Annotated in this window: 14 protein-coding genes; 5 read left to right on the forward strand and 9 right to left on the reverse strand. The window is 54.6% G+C overall.

Annotated features, from left to right (window positions below; translation table 11 throughout):
* Positions 1-436 precede the first annotated feature (436 nt).
* Both GGR27_RS06655 and GGR27_RS06660 read left to right on the forward strand, forming a co-directional pair.
* Entirely contained in the window at positions 437-2,053 is a 1,617-nt protein-coding gene (locus GGR27_RS06655) for an LVIVD repeat-containing protein (RefSeq protein ID WP_168036635.1), read from the forward strand.
* A 255-nt stretch (positions 2,054-2,308) separates the two neighbouring features.
* Positions 2,309-3,781, forward strand: a complete 1,473-nt coding sequence (locus tag GGR27_RS06660) for an SLC13 family permease (protein WP_168036636.1) — start codon at positions 2,309-2,311, stop codon at positions 3,779-3,781.
* Positions 3,782-3,937: 156 nt separating this feature from the next.
* On the opposite strand, the gene GGR27_RS06665 is transcribed toward GGR27_RS06660, so the two are convergent.
* Together GGR27_RS06665 and GGR27_RS06670 are read right to left on the reverse strand one after the other, a co-directional pair.
* Positions 3,938-4,792, reverse strand: coding sequence for a DUF4249 family protein (locus tag GGR27_RS06665; RefSeq protein ID WP_168036637.1), 855 nt, complete (start codon positions 4,790-4,792; stop codon positions 3,938-3,940).
* A gap of 3 nt (positions 4,793-4,795) precedes the next feature.
* The gene (locus GGR27_RS06670; protein WP_168036638.1) at positions 4,796-7,198 is read right to left on the reverse strand and encodes a TonB-dependent receptor plug domain-containing protein; all 2,403 of its coding nucleotides are present in this window, start codon (positions 7,196-7,198) and stop codon (positions 4,796-4,798) included.
* Positions 7,199-7,861: 663 nt separating this feature from the next.
* Here GGR27_RS06670 and GGR27_RS06675 point away from each other — a divergent pair.
* Positions 7,862-8,719: an alpha/beta hydrolase gene (locus GGR27_RS06675; RefSeq protein ID WP_168036639.1), complete on the forward strand. Its 858-nt coding sequence runs from the start codon at positions 7,862-7,864 to the stop codon at positions 8,717-8,719.
* A gap of 139 nt (positions 8,720-8,858) precedes the next feature.
* Here the strand turns inward: GGR27_RS06675 and GGR27_RS06680 are convergent, their stop codons facing one another.
* Positions 8,859-9,944 carry a trypsin-like peptidase domain-containing protein gene (locus GGR27_RS06680; RefSeq protein ID WP_168036640.1) on the reverse strand — a complete coding sequence of 362 codons (1,086 nt, stop codon included), beginning with the start codon at positions 9,942-9,944 and terminating at the stop codon, positions 8,859-8,861.
* A gap of 155 nt (positions 9,945-10,099) precedes the next feature.
* Here GGR27_RS06680 and GGR27_RS06685 point away from each other — a divergent pair, with 155 nt between their 5' ends.
* Positions 10,100-11,881 (forward strand): MutS-related protein, encoded by a 1,782-nt coding sequence (locus tag GGR27_RS06685; RefSeq protein ID WP_168036641.1) that lies wholly within the window; start codon positions 10,100-10,102, stop codon positions 11,879-11,881.
* A 163-nt stretch (positions 11,882-12,044) separates the two neighbouring features.
* On the forward strand, positions 12,045-13,058 hold the full coding sequence (galE, locus tag GGR27_RS06690) for a UDP-glucose 4-epimerase GalE (RefSeq protein WP_168036642.1): 1,014 nt from the start codon (positions 12,045-12,047) through the stop codon (positions 13,056-13,058).
* A gap of 178 nt (positions 13,059-13,236) precedes the next feature.
* Here galE and GGR27_RS06695 read toward each other — a convergent pair whose 3' ends face one another.
* The 6 genes from GGR27_RS06695 to GGR27_RS06720 all read right to left on the reverse strand — a co-directional run bounded on the left by GGR27_RS06695 (position 13,237) and on the right by GGR27_RS06720 (position 20,439).
* Positions 13,237-14,136, reverse strand: coding sequence for a hypothetical protein (locus GGR27_RS06695; RefSeq protein ID WP_168036643.1), 900 nt, complete (start codon positions 14,134-14,136; stop codon positions 13,237-13,239).
* Positions 14,126-15,142, reverse strand: coding sequence for a Gfo/Idh/MocA family protein (locus GGR27_RS06700; protein ID WP_168036644.1), 1,017 nt, complete (start codon positions 15,140-15,142; stop codon positions 14,126-14,128). The genes GGR27_RS06695 and GGR27_RS06700 overlap by 11 nt, the downstream gene beginning before the upstream one ends.
* Before the next feature lie 324 nt (positions 15,143-15,466).
* Positions 15,467-16,483, reverse strand: coding sequence for a DUF354 domain-containing protein (locus tag GGR27_RS06705; RefSeq protein WP_168036645.1), 1,017 nt, complete (start codon positions 16,481-16,483; stop codon positions 15,467-15,469).
* Positions 16,480-17,640, reverse strand: a complete 1,161-nt coding sequence (wecB, locus tag GGR27_RS06710) for a non-hydrolyzing UDP-N-acetylglucosamine 2-epimerase (RefSeq protein ID WP_209037895.1) — start codon at positions 17,638-17,640, stop codon at positions 16,480-16,482. The genes GGR27_RS06705 and wecB overlap by 4 nt, the downstream gene beginning before the upstream one ends.
* A gap of 197 nt (positions 17,641-17,837) precedes the next feature.
* The gene (gene asnB, locus GGR27_RS06715) at positions 17,838-19,685 is read right to left on the reverse strand and encodes an asparagine synthase (glutamine-hydrolyzing) (RefSeq protein ID WP_168036647.1); all 1,848 of its coding nucleotides are present in this window, start codon (positions 19,683-19,685) and stop codon (positions 17,838-17,840) included.
* A 1-nt stretch (position 19,686) separates the two neighbouring features.
* Positions 19,687-20,439: a formyltransferase family protein gene (locus GGR27_RS06720; protein WP_168036648.1), complete on the reverse strand. Its 753-nt coding sequence runs from the start codon at positions 20,437-20,439 to the stop codon at positions 19,687-19,689.
* Positions 20,440-20,456: the final 17 nt, after the last annotated feature.

Raw genomic sequence — 20,456 nt, forward strand, 5'->3', positions numbered from 1 at the left:
CAAAAACGTGGCTACGCATGAACGATTTTCCCGACGAGCCGCTGTATACTCTTCACGCAAACGGTTGCGAGGTTCATTTTGACGATCTTCCAAAACCTTGGACGGTAAAGTTTTATGATGATTAGATGTCAATAAGTATGGTTGAAAATTAGATTGCTCTTCACGGCGGCGCGTGGATTGACTACCAATTGGATCAGTTGGGGGCGCAGTATGCTTGGCACGGGCGGCATCATTTGGGCCATTTGGAGATTATTAGGGGGTAGGAAATTAGGCGGTAGGCGGTAGGCAGTAGGAAGAAAGGCGGTAGGCAGTAGCCTCCAACGTGCGGATGCCCTACTGCCTACTGACTACTGACTACTGCCTACCGCCTTTCTACCCACCACCTATTCCTTCCCTATCTTTAGACACTTCAGCTGACCCCGCCAACATTCTTCTAATGTTCAAAAAACTTAGCTTTTTCACCTGCCTAGCCTTGCTTCTGCCCGTCTTCCCCGGCACCGGCGTCCGCGCCCAACAGGCGGAAAACATGACTTTTTTGGGGAGCTGGGATGACCAGACGCTCGAGCGGTACAGCGACCTCTGGGGCTACGCCGCCGGCGGAAAAGAGTACGCCCTACTAGGTTCGGCTTCCCTCGTGCATATTCTGGACGTAACCGACCCCGCCAACATTACGGAACTGCACCGGCTGAACAGCTACGAGAATTCGTCGACGATCTGGCGGGACATCAAGGTGTACGGCGATTATGCTTACTGCGTGACCGACCGCGCAAACGAAGGGCTACAAATAATCGATCTGCGTGACATAGAAAACACGCGGAGCGAAGATATGATCGTGTACAGCAGCACCGCGTTTTTCGCCCAGGCGCATAACTTATTCATCGACGAGACGACCGACCCCGTCCGGCTGTACGCATTCGGGACGGACAGCACGCGTAATGGATATATTGCATTAAGCCTGGCCGACCCGATCAACCCGGTAATGATCGGCAACGTAGACCTATCCAACAATGGCGGATATATTCACGATGGCTACGCCATTAACGACACGCTTTACGCCAACAGCGAGGCGCGGGGCATGTACGTGTACGACGTGTCGCAGCCCGATACCGCCGTCGAACTCGGTCTGCTCAGCAACTACGTGGAGGCCGGCTACAACCATAGCGTTTGGCGGACGCCCGACGGCACCCACGCGGTCATGTGCGACGAGACGCCGGACCGGGGCGTCAAGATTGTCAACGTAGAAAATCCGCTGGATATGGAGGTCGTCGGCCTGTTCCGGTCGACGCTTAGTGACCCGACGAGTGACAGAAGCCTGGCCCACAACCCTTACGTACTGGACGACGACCGCGTCGTGATGAGTTATTACGGCGACGGTATTCAGGTGTGGGACATCTCCGATAAAGAGAACCCCACCCGGCTGGGGTATTACGATACTACGCCCAAAACCACGGCGTACGGCAACGGCGTTTGGGGCGCTTACCCCTACTTACCGTCCGGCAACATTATCGGTAGCGACATACTTAATGGCCTGTTCGTGGTCGCCCTCGACGGGGCATTACCCGTTACGTACACGAACTGGTCGGTGACGGGCGACGGTAAAAATGCTATGCTGGACTGGTCCGTCGCCGCCGAGGTGAACAACGCCGGCTGGTCGGTGGAGCACGCGCTGGAGGGGGGCACGTTCGCCGAGATCGCTTTTGTCGCTGCCGGTGAGCGCGAAAATCATTTCCTGCACGAAGCCCCCGGCCCGGGCGTGCATTATTACCGCCTGCGGCAAATGGACCTCGACGGGGTGGCGCACCTGAGTGAGGTGCGGACGGTTGAATTCGCCGGGCTTGCGAGTGCCATCACGGTATTCCCGAATCCCGCGCGGGTGGGGCAGACGGTAGCGCTGGAGGGCGCGGACGCGGGTGCCGGGTGGAGTTTGTGGACGGTGGGTGGGCAGCTGGTGCGGCGTGGCGTGGGGGCTCGTTTGCGGGTGGACGTGCCGGCGGGGGCTTACTATTTGCGGGTAGGAGAGGAGGTTGTCGGAGGGGTAGTTTTTCTGGACTAGCGTTTGCGAACTACGTGCGGTGGTGGTTTAGTCCGCGCCCCGTAAGCGGTCGAGCAGCTGGCATAATTGCGCCGGGTTTTTGATGGCCAAGTTCAAAGTGGGCTCACTTAATAATGGTCCTGTCGCTCAAGAAAACGCCGTGCCGATTTGTTCCCTCATTTCGTGGCTGGGTTACTGGTAGTTACGGTAATGCTTACCGGCGGTCGCTATTCCGCCGTCCGTGCCGCATCTTCACTCCCGCGCTAATCCCTGACCATGAACCAATCGACCAACCGCATCTCCCTCGTATGCGGCCCGGCCCTCTTCGTCCTCATCCTACTGTTTTTCCAACCGCCGGGGATGTCCGACCAGGCGAATGCCGTTTTAGCCTGTACGGCCTGGATCGCCACCTGGTGGATCTTCGAAACCCTGCCCATCAGCGTAACGGCCCTGCTCCCCCTGGTAATTTTCCCGTTATCGGGCGCTTTAGATATTCAGACAACCGCCGCCTCCTTCGGCCACAAATACATTTTCCTGTACCTGGGCGGCTTCGTCCTGGCCATCGCCATCGAGCGGTGGAATCTCCACAAGCGCATAGCTCTGAACATCATCAACGTGATGGGCACCAGTATTCCACAAATCATCCTGGGGTTTATGGTGGCTACGGCGGCGCTGTCCATGTGGATATCGAACACGGCCACTTCGGTCATGATGCTACCGATCGGCATGGCCATCGTCAGCCAACTCAACGACAACCCGGCGACCGTTGCGGACGAGAACAAGCTATTCGGCAAATCACTAATGCTGGCCATCGCCTACGCCGCCTCGATCGGTGGCATCGCCTCCCTCATCGGCACGCCACCCAATCTCGTGCTGGCGGGCGTAGTCGAGGAATTATACGGCATTGAAATCTCCTTTTTACAGTGGATGAAGTTCGGTTTGCCCATTTCAATCATTCTACTCGCCTGCTGTTGGGTCTACCTGACTAAAATAGCGTTCCGGTTCAAGCAAGCGGAGTTCCCCGGCGGCCGGTCGGAGATACAGCGGTTGTTGCGGCAACTCGGTCCGATGGGGCACGAAGAAAAGATAGTACTGGTCGTCTTCATCACTACGGCCCTCCTCTGGATTCTTCGCTCCCTGGTCCTCACGCGTTTTCTACCCGCGTTGGACGACACGATCATCGCCGTGACGAGCGCCATCATCCTATTCCTCCTTCCCGCCCGGGGCGGTGAGCGCAAGCTCGTCACCTGGGAGGAGGCCGTCAAATTACCCTGGGGCATTATCCTGCTCTTCGGCGGTGGCCTGGCCCTGGCCAGCGGGTTTCAGGAATCTGGCTTAGCGGAATGGATCGCGACCCAACTCACGCTCCTACAAGGTGTCAGTTTGGCTATTTTACTGCTGATCATCATCACCTCGGTCAATTTTCTCACCGAGATCACTTCCAACCTGGCGACCACCGCCATGCTCTTACCCGTGCTGGCGCCGATGGCCTTGTCCCTTGGTTTTCATCCCTATATTTTGCTAGTCGCCGCCACCGTTGCCGCCTCCTGCGCCTTCATGCTGCCCGTCGCCACGCCGCCCAACGCGGTGGTATTCGGCTCCGGTTATTTGCGGATTCCGGACATGGTGCGGAATGGGGTTTGGATGAATCTTTTTTCTGTTTTGGTGGTGTTGTTGGCGGTGTATTATTTCTTGCCTGTCGTTTGGGGGTTTGATCCGTTTGTTTATCCGGTGGGATGGGGTGGTTGATCTGCTGGAGTAGGGGAGTGAGGCGCGGTCGCGGGTGCAGAGTTTATTAGTAGAATTGTTTTCCCATCCATTTCGGCCAAACCTGACGATTCACACCACTTGAGGAAGAACTATTTTGTACCTTACAGTAGACCAGTAGTATGGTCTCCGATACCTCTATTCTAAGCGAATCAATTGTCGTTTTTCGTGGAAGTAGGACAGGAGGCCGAATCCACCCTCCAGGTTACTTATATCCTTGATCTCCGTTAGAGGAAGCTCCGAAGCCCCCAGTGGTATGCGGATCAAGGCTGCTTCCGCTTCCAAGTATTGAGTCAACTCCTCGCTGTAACGATAGGCCACAAATTGTAGTCCGCTCAGGGAGATGGTTGTCGGTTGAGGTACTTCGGGAGGTGTTAGTTGACGCGTAATCTTTACGGAAAATGTATCTAGCAGGGCTGAATCAGGCCTATCGATCATACGGAGTTTGAAGCCTGGGAAAAAGCTATCTACAGCCTCATCAATTTCAAAGTAGATCCAATCTTCCCCAATCGAGTAGTAGCCTAGTTGAAAATTTGCGTCGGATACCTTCTCGTTAATTTTGAAAGAAAGTGTAGAATTGGACCTTGAGATCGTATCTATTATACGATCGGCCCCTAATTCTAAGGGGGGTATCGTAATTTCACCCTCAATGGAGGGGTAGGCCGGGTGAGACACTTTTAAAGTATATTTAATGTCTGGCAGAAGAGCGTATTCGTTGGTCCCTACGTACAAATCATTCTCAAACGTAAGGCTATCTACTATCCGCTCATTAACATATATGAGAACAGTTGCATCCATCAATGCAATAAGTTGACCGGCTTCCGTTACTCCTAAGCTATTGCCAACAAAGACCTGGTGAGGTTTCCCAATAGACCAAATTGCGTAAACAGTCATTTTCTTCTCCGTTGGCAATTCAAAATTGATCTCTTGCCTAATAACGGAGCAACCGTAAAATCCTAATCCACAAAAGATAGCGACCCAGTACCGATTCATAATCTAGTAATTAAATGATTTACTGAAGGCCACGTACGGGAGCAAGCCAAATACACCGTTACCCAGCGTCCTTCGTTCTGGCTGATTAATGGGAAACTTTGTATCCTGCCTGGGTATGATCACCGAACCGAATGTGAGGTCGGTTGGGTTAATTCTGTTATAGACATTGTACACACCTGCACTCAGCGTATTGTTATTTCCTCTTTTGCCCGACCAATGACGATCCAAAGCCAGATCGAGCCGGTGTACTGCTGGAAACCGTGCATTATTCACGTTACGGAAGACTGGAACGTTCCTTGACAATCCTAGCCCTGGAATTGTCGCAACGGGTGCCGTGTAGGCGATCCCGGATTGGTAAAGGAGCTGCATGTTTAGGCTCCATTTGTTCGCGGCGAAAGATTGACTTAACCAAAGATTTGCGGAGTGCCTACGGTCGAACCGTGGTGAAAACCACGTATTATTAGCAACATCCGAGAATCGGACGCTGGACTTTGCCAGCGTATAATTAAGGCCGACGTTCGTAGCGCTGTGCTCATACTCAAGACTTGTTTCTACCCCGTAATTTTCGCCCTCGCCACCGGTAAGGCAGCAAACTGGACTCGTAGATTGATTGTCTTCGCGTAATACGGCCGTCAAATCTTCGGTTGCCGTTCGGAAGAGTTGATTTGCCTTGCGGTAATACAAAGCCTGTAAGACTGTCCAACGTGGACTAATTTGAGACTGCCAACCAACTTCTACACGATCGGCAATTTGCGCCGGGGCCTGTTGCGAAGACGGAAGCCAAGTATTGAGCTGCCAGGCTCCCCCGAAGGCAGGAAGCGCGTGTTCAAATTGCGCTACCCGTTCCAGAGAAAATCGCAGTAGTAATGCTTCGGATGCTTGGTGACTGAGCTGTAAATACCCGGTCGGAATAATTGTGGAGTAGTTGTTTACCCGGTAGCCATGTACCTTGCCCGAAGCTTTCAAACGCGTCCGACTACCCATACTATAATCCGCAGAAAAAAACGCATCGATTCTTTGGGCGGAAGTTTCCGAAAAAAGTTCCGGAACGATATTTTCTGCTTCCAATAATTCAATGGGATTGAATAATTGTATTTTGGCGTTGATTCCTCCAATGAGGTTAATTACTTTATTTTGATAACTTTGATTTGCGCGCAAGCCAACATCCTGAAGGTTTCCCTGAAATGTGAAGCTAGCTTGATCGGTAGGATATTGTTCCGTATTTTTGATGCTGTAATTGTAACTAGCAAAATATGCTTGGAGATAAGTCTTACGCCCCCGCTCCTTGATTTCATAAGTGATCGAAGTCCCCAAGTTTGACCATTTAGTTGCGTCACTCTCCCGTACGGTAACAAATTCGTTGTTTCTCGCCGTGGTTGTAGTTGTAGCAAAGAATGCCTCATCGTGCGTATAGAAGGCACGTAGTAAAAGGTCATTTTTCGTACTGCTTTTGTACCGGTAGGCTACGTTGATATCCCCCAACTCAATCAAGGTAGCGTTACTAACCGATTGGCGATCTACGAACGGGCTGAGAATACTGAGCGGAGAACCCCGCAGGGCCACCTGAAGAGCAGTTTTGTCTTTAGCGCCCAGGGGGCGGTTTAAGTAAAACCCACTATTTATCGGACCTACATTAAATTCTGTAGCCTTCGCAAATAAATTAGGCTTTCTTGTGGTCGCATCGAGGAGTGCACTGATTCCACTTCCTTTCTCCACGGGAGCCGCCGTTTTATAAACCGTAAACGACTCCAGTACCGCTGCGTTGAATACGGAGAAAAGTGGCCCTACGTGAGTTTCGTTATACACTGGCACGCCATCCAGCAGGGTAAGGTTTTCACCGGGCAGTCCACCCCTTACGTGCAACCTACTGCTTGCCTCACCACCACTTTCGACGCCGGCAATTCTGAGCGCCGCGCGTAGTGGATCCGCTTCTCCCAGGAGACGCGGTACAGCGTTGATCTCGGTCTTGCTCAATTCGTTTGCCGCGGAAAAAGGATCCCTTCGCTGGGAGGTGACGGAAATGAGTGTAATGTTTTCATTTTTGGGTAATAAGGTGATGTTGGCGGTAGCGGGGTTTTCACTCATTAAAACCGTATCCGGAAAATACCCGATGTGGCTAGTTATAAATTCGTCCCCTATCGCCCCTAACAGGACCGCTACCCCTTGCTGATTGGAGACTCCCTTAATTTGAGAGGAATGGTTCCCTAGAAAGTAAACCTCGCTAATTGGCAACCCGGTTACGTAGTCGTTCACAACGACGGTAAGTTCCAGGGAATCTTGCGACCGCAACGGACAGGCAAAGACAACCGCCAGAAAGAACTGAAATAAATAAGCTGACCAGGATCTTCCTGGCCAGCTTATACTTGATAATTGTTGTATTACTATGATGTCGTAACGTTTAATCATACTCTATTTAAAAGGAATTGTAAGTTTTGTCGGCACAATCCTACGGACAACAAGCAAACGTAATTGAGCCATTCTCTTCATCATCCCTGACGCCACTCGTAACGTAATCAAGTCGGTAGTTATTGATGGCTGTGGTGACTTCCGAAATGAAAGAACCTATAAAATTGGTTGAGGTGATAAAGGAATTCTGCTGAAATTAACGATTTTTACGGTAATCTATTTTCTGCATGTGTCATTTCCAAAACTGCCTTTCAGCTAAATAACTAACTTTACGTAACCAGACTTTGCCTCACAAACTACACTATTGGACATTTTCAAATCGGACGCTTGGAGGACTCAATACCCTTCGCTACTCTTCAGTTTCGAGACGCTCCAAGATCCTTAAATAGGATTTTAGGACCTTGGAGCGTCCTCTGCCGTGAAGCCGAAGGCGAAATTGTTGAGGTCCTCCAAGCGTCCGGGGAAAATATCCAGTAGTGTGCTCACAAACACAATATCGCAAGGGTATAACTAAGAGCTGCTTCGGCACAGTTGAAAAGAGCTTGTCTCTGCTTTGGTGTTTATGTAGCTGAAAACTATGCGCGACAGCAGTGAATAACTCAGTAGCGTAACGTTAGAAGCACTTCCGCTCGTTAGGAAATAACTCACTCACCCCTCTCAAAAATGCTAACCAACCTAAAAAAATACCACACCCAGTGCGCCACCGTCCAAAAAACCATGGACGTCCACCAACAAAAGATCCCCTACGGCCCCCACCCCCGCCAGTACGCCATCGTAGTCCAAAACCGCGACCCCGCCCTGCGCCAACCTAATAAATACGCCTTCTACTTCCACGGCGGCGCTTGGACCTTCGGCCAGCCCGAAACCTTCACCCCCGCCGCCATTCCCTGGCTGCGGATGGGCTTCACCGTCATCCTACCGAGCTACCGGCGGCCGCCTTTCGTGGGGCTCAACCGAATCGTGACGGATTGCTGGGCGGCGGTGAACCACTTCCGCCCGGCTTCTTCCGCAATAAACCGTGCACCGGCGACCGCGCCAACTACCGAGCAACAAGCATTGACCGACCCCATCATTCACCTCGGCGGCATCAGTGCCGGTGCCCACCTAGCCGCCGTCCTAGCCACCCAACCCCAAAAATGGCTAGCCGCAGGATGGGGCAGCGCGCCCGAAAAAGCCCTCCTCTGCGCCGGACCGCTTTCCCTCGGCCACCTCCGCACCGGCCGCCTGTTCCTGCCCCGTTACGACCACCTCGACCCCATCCAGCTCCTCCGGGCCCCGCGCTCCGACACGCCAATCGACTGGCAACTCCTCCACGGCACCAGCGACCCGGTAGTCGCTCCGGTACATTCACAATTATTCCTCGAAAAACTACAATCCCTGGGCCACCAAGCAAACCTCCGTTACCTAAAAGGCGGCCGCCACCTCGACGCCGGCCGCTGGATGTTCGGCGAAACTGCTAGTGATACGGTAGCGAATTTCCTGGCCCAAAAACCTGCCCAAACTAGTACTCCGAGGAGGTAGCCTAAATAGCCTAGGGCACGAAGATTTGTTATACGTTGACGAGCGTAGCGAGCTGCCTTGTCTCCCCTCTACCTTCGGACCTCCGCAGGAAGCAGCGAAGCTAAAGGGGCCGGGGGAGAGGGCTCCGTCGCCTAAAACCCTAATCCCCCGAAACAACAGTACTACCAGCCCCCAACCACCGAGCCCCAAACCGCTCTACCAAAATATCATCATAATAATCAGCCCGCTCAAACAAATGCGTGAATCGCGGTAATGCCGCTTCCACCGTTAAATACCGATCGTAGATCAATAAAGACAAGATTACGTCGCGCCCGTAGGTGCTGAACGTCAATTGTTTCAGATTAAAATTCTCCCGCAACAAGTACGCGAACAAGCCCGCCTCGGGGATTTCCGGTAAAGAGCACAAATAAGCATCCCCCGTCACCAAACCACTGTCCTCGTGGTAGGCCAGCTGGATGATCGCGCTGCCCTGGCGGATGTTCCAGAGGTTCGGGCCGCGCCGCGCCAACCTGGGGTCGTGGCCCGCGTGGCTAATGATGTCTTCGACCGTAGCCGGAATACCGGTGGCTAGGTAATCCTCCAGCATATTTGGTAAAACAATCGCTTCTCCGCAGTTCGGACAATACCCTTCAGGATTCTTTACCACCTCAAACACCACCCGCTGACAGTCAAAACAACGCGCCGCACTGTCGCCCTCTCCCTCCGCAAACCGATCCAGCGACTCCCGCAAATAACTTGCCGGTAAACTCAGCGCGCGGCCCTTCCCCTCCTTAATGTCGTACATATTGATGCCCACCAACCGACCCTCCGCATCAAATAAAGGACCACCGCTGTGCGCCGCATCCTGCCACGCATCGTGCAGAATAAAGGGAATGCCGTGGTGCAGATGCCCGAGTTCCAGCACGTGGCCCTCGCTTCTCCGCAACGGGTGTCCGAAATGCTGGCCGATCGCCAAAACGGACGCTGCTACCGCGGGCGGACGGGTTTGCAGAGGCAGTTCCGGTAAATCTAACGGCTCCGCTAACCGCAGAAAAGCCAGGTCGTAATAAGCATCCAAATAAACCACAGGTGCCAACTGTTCCGGCAGGCCCTCACCCCCCACGACCACGTTCGCATTATCCCGCACGACGTGCTCGTTCGTGACGATCAGTCCGCAAGCGGGCAGGTACACGCCGGTGCCGGTGCTGAAGGGGGTGGCGACTTGAATAACGTACTTAGCTAACATTTCGCAAGATAGTATGTACTATGATACCCAGTGCGCAGCACGCTACCACAGACCACAGACCAAAGACCAAAGACCACAGACCAAAGACCAAAGACCAAAGACCAAAGACCAAAGACCAAAGACCCTAGACCCTAGACCAACTATCTTCACCCCCCATGAACCCAGCCCAGGATTTCTACGAACAATTACGCACCCGGCAACTGTCGCTCTACGCCACGTCAAAGAAGGAATACGACCGGTTTGCCATCGTGCGACTGGTGGTGATTCTGGCGCTGCTGGTGGCGGTGGTGCTGGCGTTCGGCTACAGTTTTTTGGCGGGGTTCTTGTCGCTGCCGGTTTTCGTCGGCGTGTCCTATTTCCTCGTCAAAAAGCACGACAGCATCAAACGGACGGCCGACCGGGCGGAGATTCGGGCGGCGCTGGCCGATCGGGAGTTAGGCGCGCTGAACCACGATTTTCGGGTGTTTGACGGTGGTGACGATCTCCTCGACCCCGCCCATCCGTACGCGCTCGATCTCGACATTTTTGGTCCCCACAGTCTCTTTCAGTTTCTCAACCGGACGGTTACGGCGGGCGGTCGCCGGAGCCTGGCCGATGCATTGTTGGCGCCGCAGGATCAGGATAAGCGGGCGCGGACGCAGGTGCAGGGAAAAGACCTGAGCGCGATGCCGGCGTGGTGCCTCGAATTCAGAATGCTGGGGGAAGGATTAAATGATTCGCTCGCTCAGCAGCAAAGACTACGGGATTGGCTCCTCCGCCCCGCCGTGGTGCAATCTGGTTTGGATAAGGCCTTACTGTACGTCATTCCGTTTCTGACAATCGGTTCAATTGCCGCCATGCTACTCATCGATCCCTGGTTTGTTGGCTTGATCGGATTAGTCCCGGCCGTTCTCCTGTACCGAAAATACTCTGCCGCTATCGCTACGGAACACGCGTACACCTCCGCGATGGGAAGTCTCCTCAAGCAATACGCCGATCTGCTACAACACGCCGACGGTTGGTCCGGAGCCAGCGCGGACGTAGCCCGGTCCGTCCCGGCCATCCGCAAACTATCCTACTACATCAGCCAGCTCGACGTGCGGAGTAACCCCTTCGCCATGCTCGTAGAACTGGGTGGCGCGTGGAGCATGCAGTGGCTCACCAACCTCGACGGCTGGCGGGAAACATACCGGGAGGAATTACCCGTCTGGCTGGACACCATCGCGCGGGTCGATACGCTCGTGAGCTGGGCGACCCTGCGGTACAACCACCCCGACTGGGTGGACCCGGAGTTTACCGACGAACCCGTCTTCCAAGCCACCGGCCTCGGCCATCCACTACTCAATCCCGCCGGTAGAATCACCAACGACATCGACATGCGGACGGATGGCCACATCCACTTGGTAACCGGTTCCAACATGGCGGGTAAGTCAACCTGGCTACGTACGGTAGGGATCAACCTCGTGCTGGCCCAGGCCGGCTCCCCCGTATGTGCCTTGCACCTGCGACAGCGCCCCCTCCACGTCTGGACGAGCATGCGCACCCAGGACGACCTGAGTGAATCTACCTCGTCTTTCTACGCCGAACTGAAGCGCCTCCAGTCCATCATCCGCGCCGTTAGTGAGAAGGACGAAGACGTCTTTTTCCTGCTCGACGAGATCCTGAAGGGCACCAACTCCCGCGACCGCCACACCGGCTCCCGCGCGCTCATCCGCCAGTTGATTCGCGACCAGGGTGCCGGCATCATCGCCACCCACGACCTCGAACTGGCCGTCCTCGAAAACGAACCCGGCAGCCGCGTCGAGAACTACGCGATGGAAGTCCAGACCCGCGGCGACGACCTCGTTTTTGACTACAAACTTCACCCCGGCGTTTGTACCAGCTTCAACGCCACCGCCCTGATGGCCCGTATGGGTATCGAAATCCCCGCCGAAGAAATCAAACTCCACCACGACTAATTTCTGAAATAATCAGGGCAAAAAGGTTGGGTAACCAGCAAAATAAAGATATTTACGTTCTTTCCACTTAATCAAACCACGCATTAGCCGCTGAGCGAGCCTAACCGTGACTCCAGGCCAGCGGCTCGCAAGACTAATAACTTAGGAAACACACACATTTATCATGAAAAAAATCTTAGTAACCGGAGGTACCGGCTACATCGGCAGCCATACCGTAGTGGACCTCCTCCAGAATGGCTATGAAGTAGTCACCGCCGACAACTACTCCAACTCCCGCCCGGAAGCCCTTGCCGGCATTAAAGCCATTACGGGTAAGCCCGTGCAGCACCACTCCGTCGACCTGGCGGACCGCGCTGCGACCCTCGCCCTGTTCGAGCAGCATAAGTTTGACGGCGCCATCCACTTCGCCGCCTACAAACAAGTCGGCGAAAGCGTGGACAAACCGCTGGAATACTACCGCAACAACATCAATAGCCTCCTCAACGTCATCGAAGGTTTGGCGGCGCAGGGAAACAGTAACCTAGTCTTCTCTAGCTCCTGCTCCGTCTACGGCAATGCCGACGAGCTGCCCGTCACGGAAAGCACGCCGCGCAAGCTGGCCGAGAGCCCCTACGCGATGACCAAGCAAATCGGCGAAGACCTCATTACGGATTACTGCGGGACGCGGCCGGACTTCAAGTCCATCATCCTCCGCTACTTCAACCCCGCCGGCGCGCACGAAAGCGGCCTGATCGGGGAAGATCCTTCTAACCCGCCCGCCTCCCTAGTCCCCGTCATCACTGGCGTCGCGGCGGGCAACATGAGTTTCGATAAAATGACCGTATTCGGTACGGATTACCCCACGCGCGATGGCTCCAACATCCGCGACTACATCCACGTCCAGGACCTAGCCCGCGCCCACACCCTCGCCCTCGAATACCTGATGGGCGGCAAAATGAAGAGCAACCTCGACTTATTCAACCTAGGTATCGGCGAAGGCCTCACCGTCCTCGAAGTCATCAACGCCTTCGAGAAAGTGACCGGCGAAAAACTCAACTACGAGCTCGGCCCCCGCCGCGCCGGCGACGTCGTTGCCGTTTACGCCGACCGCACGAAAGCCACGAACGTACTCGGCTGGGAACCGACCAGAGGCGTTGACGAAATCATGCGGACGGCCTGGGCTTGGGAGAAAAAATAACGCCTAGCAAGGCCCGGAGGGTCGTCTCTCGTAGCGAGGGTGCGCAGCCCCTCGTTTTCGTTTATAATGAAAGAATTATTTGTGTTTTCAGGACGAATCACCAATTCAAAATAAATAGGTAGACAAAAAAAGGGTCATTAGCACAGCTAATGACCCTTTTAAACATCAATTAGTCACATCACACCTCCTGAGCAACCGGGAAGTTCTCCTCAATCATGTGAATATTCTCGGCAATGTGCTGCTTCGAGCCGGAGCCGAATAGGACGGATTCGATTCTCGGGAACTGACCGAGGTAGGCAAATGCTTCTTTCGGCCGCAACGCGCCGGCTGCCAGGGTCTGCATGGCAATGGGCCGGAAGGTCTTTTCCCTTAGATACATTTCATTACGCTCGATACCACCGGACATCCGAAAACCCGATTTATTAATGGACGCACAGATGATTGGATTATAGATACCCACCGATTCCAGTGCATCCAGCAAATCGGGCATGTTCATGGTGATGTAGCCCGGCTCGACGTTGTATTTCTCGCGGATGTACGCATCATAATCCTTGAATACCTCGTACATGCCGAGGCCCAGGATCATGTCCACGAGGACGTTCTGGATGAAAATGACCGGGGTATCGATTTTATCGAACATCTTCATCTCCGCGTCGATCAGGATCTGCATCAACTTACTGTAGTTGCCCCGTACGACGGCCATTCCGCCCTTCGCAAAGGTGCCGAAAAGGGTGCCGGGTACGTACTGGTTGATGGTCCCCATAATCCCCAACTCCGTGACGGCGTTGGCGTACTTATGTGCGTACGGCATACAGGGAAATATCTTGAAGCCCCGGTAGCGATCCGGATGGGCCCGCATGTGGTTACAGATGTTGGCGATCCGGTCGTGGGTGGTACACATGAAGGTGCGGACCCCAGCTTCGTAAGCCTGGTCGAGCACCCTAATGATGGACTGGTCGTCTTTAAAGCGCATCGCCTGGGCGCGGGACTTGTCGTCGGAGGCGTGGTTGACCCCAAAGAATTGGTTGTCCCCAAAGAGGACGCGGTCGAGGTGGGTGTGGTGTGTGTTAGGCTGCATTTTTAATAATCATTTCGATGACCTTATCGGTGTAAAGTCCTTGTTCAAAAGTGTTGATGGTACCGGGTTTTTGGCGACGTACGTTTTCGACGAAGTATTCGATCTGGGCGCTGTATTCTTCTCCGCGGAGGTAGTAGCCAACGGGAAGGGCCAGGTCGGTGATCCACTTGATCGTCCAACCAGCTTCGAGCCCCTCGGCTTTATTCTCCTCCTTCAGGTAGATCTTCAGCTCGGTGGCGTCACAAACGATCTTGCCGTTCTTGCCCTGTACGGTTAGGGAAGTCGACATCTTGCGGTACGTCTCGTCGCTCCAGTTGACGAGTAAGGTGCCGGTCAGACCGTTCTTTAGCGTGATTAAAGAGTAAACGGCGTCTTCTACTCCCTTGGAATAGATTTCTTTGAGAAGGCTGCCGTTGATTTCAACCGGGCGGCTCACGACTTCCTGCAGTAGGTTCAGTACGTGGGATGCGTAATCGAAAAGGCAACCGCCTCCCTCGCTGGATTTCGACCGCCAAGTGCCGCCCTTCGCTTTGGTAACTACCGGCCCGTAGGCTTCGCCGCTAAAGTGGACCAAGTCCCCAATTACATCAGCGGCCAACAGCCGCTTCATTTCGCGGAAGGTGCCGATAAAGTGGTTGTGGTAGCCCAATTGATTGACCAGCCCCTTGCTCTCGGCCAGTTGCACCAATTGCTTACCCTCGGCACTGTTCAAGCTAAACGGTTTTTCGCAGAATACGTGAACGCCCTGCTCGAGGGCGGCTTTGACCATGTCGAAATGCAACTTCGTGGGCGTGGCAATAACGATGAGGTCGAGATTTTCCTTCCTGAGCATCTTACGGTAATCCCCGTAGATTTGCGCCTTGGCGTACTTCTTGAAGGCATTAGTAACGATCAACGAAGTATCGCAAACGGCCACCAAGTCTACCCCTGGCTGAGCACTAACGATAGCTGCGTGGGAGAGCCCCATCTTACCAAGGCCGATTATTCCGGCTCTTAATGTTTTCATGTTTAAGTAATGTTTTAGTGTATGTGTGGAAAGTACCAATTGAGTTGGCAGTGTGTAATAGATAATGCGCTACTAGATTTAACTATAGCGTAGATCGGCCCCTCCCAGAATTGTTATTCTGGGTGTTAAAGCGGACTTTATGGTCGTATGTGTAATTGACGCGTGTGTGACGTAAGATAATCAATAATGTAACACGCTGAGAAATATTCATTTTGCTGAATTGATTTAAAAATCGGAGGTGATCGAATCAGTCCCCTCCGCACCGGCAATAGCGAGCCCGTGAGAATGTGCTCCCACCGTTGTCGGATGCAGGCGGCTTGGTGTTTAGGAGGCGCGTAAATCATGGATGTTTTTTAGAATAAGGTGAAACGCAACGCCCCCGGTTTCGAGCACCGACCGGTCGCGGGGTTTTTTAGCCCCACCGCTCAGCAACTTCTGAATGCCCGCGTAGTCCAGTTGCGGGTCGACGTGCAGTAGCCCCCGGTCGACTAAATACTCGTCCACGGCCAGCAGATCAGCCTGGTAGATCGATACGACGGGAACGCCCAGCACGGCTAGCTCCCGCGTCATCGACCCCCCCGCCCCGATGAAAAGCAAACAACCGGAAACGATGTCACGCAATTTCAGCGGGCCGTCCGGTACCCGCACGCCGGCAAACTCCGGTTGGCGGTAGTGGTCCGCCTGGTTTTTGTCGCGCGGTAAAACGACTATTTCGTATTCTTTGGCCAGTTCCCGCAACGCTTCGTCGAAGAAATTGAGCGGGCCGTCGTAGTACTGGGCCGACCAGGGCTCGGGCCGGAAGTAAATCTGGCGCTTGGGTTCGTCGATGGCGGCCAGAAGGTCGGGTTGTTGGGATAGGTAAATCGCCTCCTTCACCCCGGGGTAAAAACGCAAACGATTCTGGAGATAAGGTTTTTGCGTGGCCGGTGTGCCCCTTAGTGGTTCGGGTAAGAACACCTTCGTCGCGAAGCGAAAGCCGAAAAAATTACCCTGCGCGTGCTCGTTATCATTCGTGTACAGGCTCGGGACGCCGAGTAGCTTAGCAATCAGAGGCAGGTAAAAACTGCTCTGCCCCGCCGCTACGTCCGGTCGGCGCGTCCGGACGAACCGGTACAGCGCGAGCATCCGGCCGGCGAATTGTTGGGCCTTGTCGAAGGTCCCGGTGCCCACCCGCTTGCCCACCACGTGGTGCGCGAGCCCGTGCTGCCGTAGCAAGCCGACGGTGTTGCCGGAATCCCGACACGTTAGCAGCAACTCGTGCCCATCACTCTCCCAGCGCCGGATGAACGGTACAAAAAATGCTACCTGCGGGGTGTTGATGAAATCGAGCCAAATCTTCATACCGACGTCGTTGTACGCGCGGCGGCGATGATGGCCGCGACGATCCGGTCTGCGGTCTTACCGTCCCAGTATTCGGGGGAAACCGGTTGGTTCGGTAGCTTAAGGGTGGCGTAAAATTCTGTGCGGATGCGCTCGACGTCGTTGCCGACCAGCACGCTCGCCCCGCCGTGCTCCCGCAGCGTGATCGGCCGTTCGGTGTTCCAGCGCAGCGTGAGGCAGGGCGTGCCCAGTACGCAGCATTCTTCCTGTAGCCCGCCGGAATCGGTGAGCATAATTTTCGCCCCCACGTTGAGGCGCAGCATGGCGTGGTAACCGATGGGTTCCAGCAGCAGAATGCGTGGGTGGTGCAGTACTTCTTCCCAGAGGCCAGCGGTTTGCAGTTGTTTGCGCGTCCGCGGGTGCAAGGGCCATACGATCGGCACCTCCTGGGTGGCTTCGTCCATCAAAAAACGCATCAGGGCGGTTAGTATTTCCTTGTGGTCCACGTTGGAGGGCCGGTGCATGGTCATCAACCCGTAGGTGTTGTCGGCCAGGGAAATTTCTTTGCGGGGCTGTTCTTTGATGGAGTTCTCGGCCACGATTTCGGAGATCAGTAGCTTAGCCGCCTCCGCCCGGTTGTTCTCCAGGGTATCGATCATGATGTTCCCGACGAAGCAGATCTTTTCTTCCGGGACGCCCTCGTCCGTAAGGTGCTTACTGGCAATCCGGTCCGGCGTGAGCAACAGATCCGATAACCGGTCGGTCACGAGGCGGTTGATTTCTTCGGGCATCTCAATGTCACCCGACCGCAGGCCGGCTTCGATGTGGGCTACCTTTTTCTTCAGGCGCTTGGCAATGACGGAACAGGACAACGTAGCGTTCACGTCACCAACCACTACGATCCAGTCCGGATCGTGCTCCACGACGACCGGTTCGAAGGCCATCATGGTCTGCCCCAACTGCACGCCGTGGCTACCGGAGCCGATCTCGAGGTTCACGTCGGGGGCGGGGATGCCCAGCGAGTCAAAAAAGGAAGCCGACATCCGGTCGTCGTAGTGCTGGCCCGTGTGTACGAGCACGTGGTCGATGTGTTCGCCCCCCGCCTTGTTGTGCCGGTTCACGGCCTGGATGAAGGGCGCGATTTTCATGAAGTTCGGTCGGGCTCCGACTACTGACATTATTTTCATTGTATTGATATTTTAGAGCTTGCTGGGGAATTGATTTTCTGACCGAGGGAAGTCTATTTTAGTCTGATCAAGGTCAGAAAATCATCTTATAATGGGTTATTAGTTGAGTTTTTGGATGAAGATCAGGCTGAAAAAAGGCGTTCGTAGGTCGAATACTAAGTTTCCGATAAGCTCTTAATTTGTAGATATTATTTCGCTTGCGTGTCCAGCCAGAAGTAAATACTCAATAATAAGAATATCTGCTTCTCGCGGTTGTACCCCGTCTGGTGCTGGGTGATGATTTCGCGCACCGCCGGAAGGTGAAATACCTTGCCGAAGGCGGAGCTGTCGTCCAGTAAAAGCGACTGGATTTCGGTAGCGCCGTCCCGAAACCAAAGTTGGGTAGGCGACTGAAATCCCTTTTTTTTACGATTAATGATGTTCGCCGGTAATCGTTCGCGGGCGTACTGTTTGTGGATCAGCTTCCCGCCACGGAGATTTAATTTGTTGGCCGCCGGTAGCGACTCGATGTACCGCACGAGTTCCAGGTCGAGCATGGGAACTCGGCATTCGAGGGAGAAATTCATGGTGACCTTATCCGTGTAGTTCAGCAGGTCGTCGGCCAGGTTAAGCCGTGTATCCAGGGCCATCATCCTTTCGGCGCCAGCGGGCCTATTTTGGCAACCGAGCAGCTCGTAAAAATAGGCTATTCTTGGCTTGCTCAGTTTGTCTTCGGTTCCGATCAGTCCGCTGATTTCGCTGGGCGTAAAGACTTGGTAAGCGGCTAAGAAACGGGCAATTTCGTCGGTCTCGGCCAGGGCGGCGGCGCCCCGGCTGACTTTCTCGTTACGGCTACTGATCCCGCCGAGCGCCGCGGCAACGGGGGCGCGCAACACGCGGGGGATTTTTTCCCGCAGTAGTTCGGACTTGTACCGCACGTACCCACCCAGGGGTTCGTCGGCGCCCTGCCCCGTTAGTACCACTTTCACGTGCTGTGCGGCGAGCTCCGCCAGGTAGTACATGGGGATGATCGAAGTCGTGGCCAGCGGTTCCTCAACGATGCGGACGCATTCCCGCATCGTACCCAGGAAATCCGTAAAGTCAATGCGCTTGACGTGGTGCTCCAGACCCAACAGCGCGGCCGTTTCGGCTGCGTCGTTTATTTCGTCCTCCTGGTGTTCTCCCCGAAAGCCGATCGTGAATGCTTTCAGCGGGGTAGTGCTTTTCTCCTGCGCCAGCGCCGCTACGATGGCCGAATCCACCCCGCCGCTGAGGAGAATCCCCACCTCCACGTCGGCGAGTAATTGCCGTTCTACCGCGGCGGCTATTTTTCCGCCGTACCCGGCCACGGCTTCGTTTTCATTAATCACCCGCGTGGTTGGTAACGGCGCTAGATAGGGTACTTCCCGCAGCTGCGTTTGCTCACCCCCGAGGTCAAAATGAAGATAATGCCCGGGCCGAACCTTGTCAATTTGCGTGTATAAAGTGTCTGGTGCGGGGTTGTAACGTAATCGCAGTAGCGTTGCCAGGGCATCTTTATTCAGGGTGGTATTGCCGAGAATTGCCTGGAGTGGGCGCATCTCGGAAGCGAAAGCCAGTTTGTTGCTACCTGCGGGCTGACAATAATAGAGGGGTTTGACGCCGAAGGGGTCACGCGCGATTTGCAGGGTCTTGGCTTCACGATCCAAAAAACCCAGGGCGAAAATGCCATTGAACGCTCTTACGCCCTCGATACCGTGAGCAATTAAATAATGTAGTATCGTTTCGGTATCCGAATGGCCCCGGTAATCGATCGTGGCCGGAAGTTCGTCCCGCAGGTCCTGGTGGTTGTACAGCTCCCCGTTGTAGATCAGGGAATAGCGCCCGCAGGGGCTATTCATGGGTTGGTGGCCGGCCGGAGACAGGTCGACGATCGACAGCCGGCGCTGCCCAAAATACACTTCGAAACTGCCGACGCTCGCCCGCTCGATGCCACTATCGTCGGGCCCGCGGTGCGCTAGCAAATTCAAGATCTCGTCATCGACCTCAACGTTAATGGTCCCTAAAATTCCACACATATTATTTTCTTTTCCAGATTCTGTACTGTAGCCTTAGCCACTGCCGGAGATCCGGTAGCGTATACACCTTGCCAAATTCTTCAATCTCCGGAGGTACAAACTCCGGGTTGGCGAGCCGAGTCAGGGCGGCATGTAGCATCGGTTCGCTCATCCGCAGCGCCCGCTCGGTGAGGCGGTCGACGTCGTCCCCTTTTTCGATGGGAATTGTCATCTCGACCAGTGGCCGTCCGTTGTCCAAACCCGGCGTAAGTAGCTGTACCGTTGCGCCCATCTCCGTTTCTTCATTGTAGAGTTCCCACAGTGCCATTGGCATTCCTCGGTAATTCCGCATATCCCCGTGGTGGTAGGAGACCACACCGCGCGGGGCCGCATCGATCATTCCCTTCTTTACGATACCGAACCCATCCACTAACACTAAAGCGTCGAGCTCGCTATTTCTAACCTTCGTCAGCGTTTCCGTTCCGTAGGGTCTATTGGTTCGGTGCACCTCGATACCGTGGCGTTTGCAGTAGGTTTCCGTGTTTTCTTGCGCGGACGCGGGTGCAGGGTTTGCCGAAGGCAGCCGTGAGGCTAAATTTCGTAGGGCCATGACGATCACGTAGCCACCCCGGCCCCGGCGCAGATTGTTTCTCAGTCGTTGCCCGGCGGACTTTTGCGGCCGGTCGTCAATCACCGCCACGACCACCGAAAAGGCCGGGTCCGTGAGGACGGGCCGCAGGGTATTCTTCCGGAAGGCCCCAATCGTGGGGCTCATTAGTAGTCCTATTCTCA

This window comes from Neolewinella antarctica (genome assembly GCF_011927835.1).
Taxonomy (GTDB): Bacteria; Bacteroidota; Bacteroidia; order Chitinophagales; family Saprospiraceae; genus Neolewinella; species Neolewinella antarctica.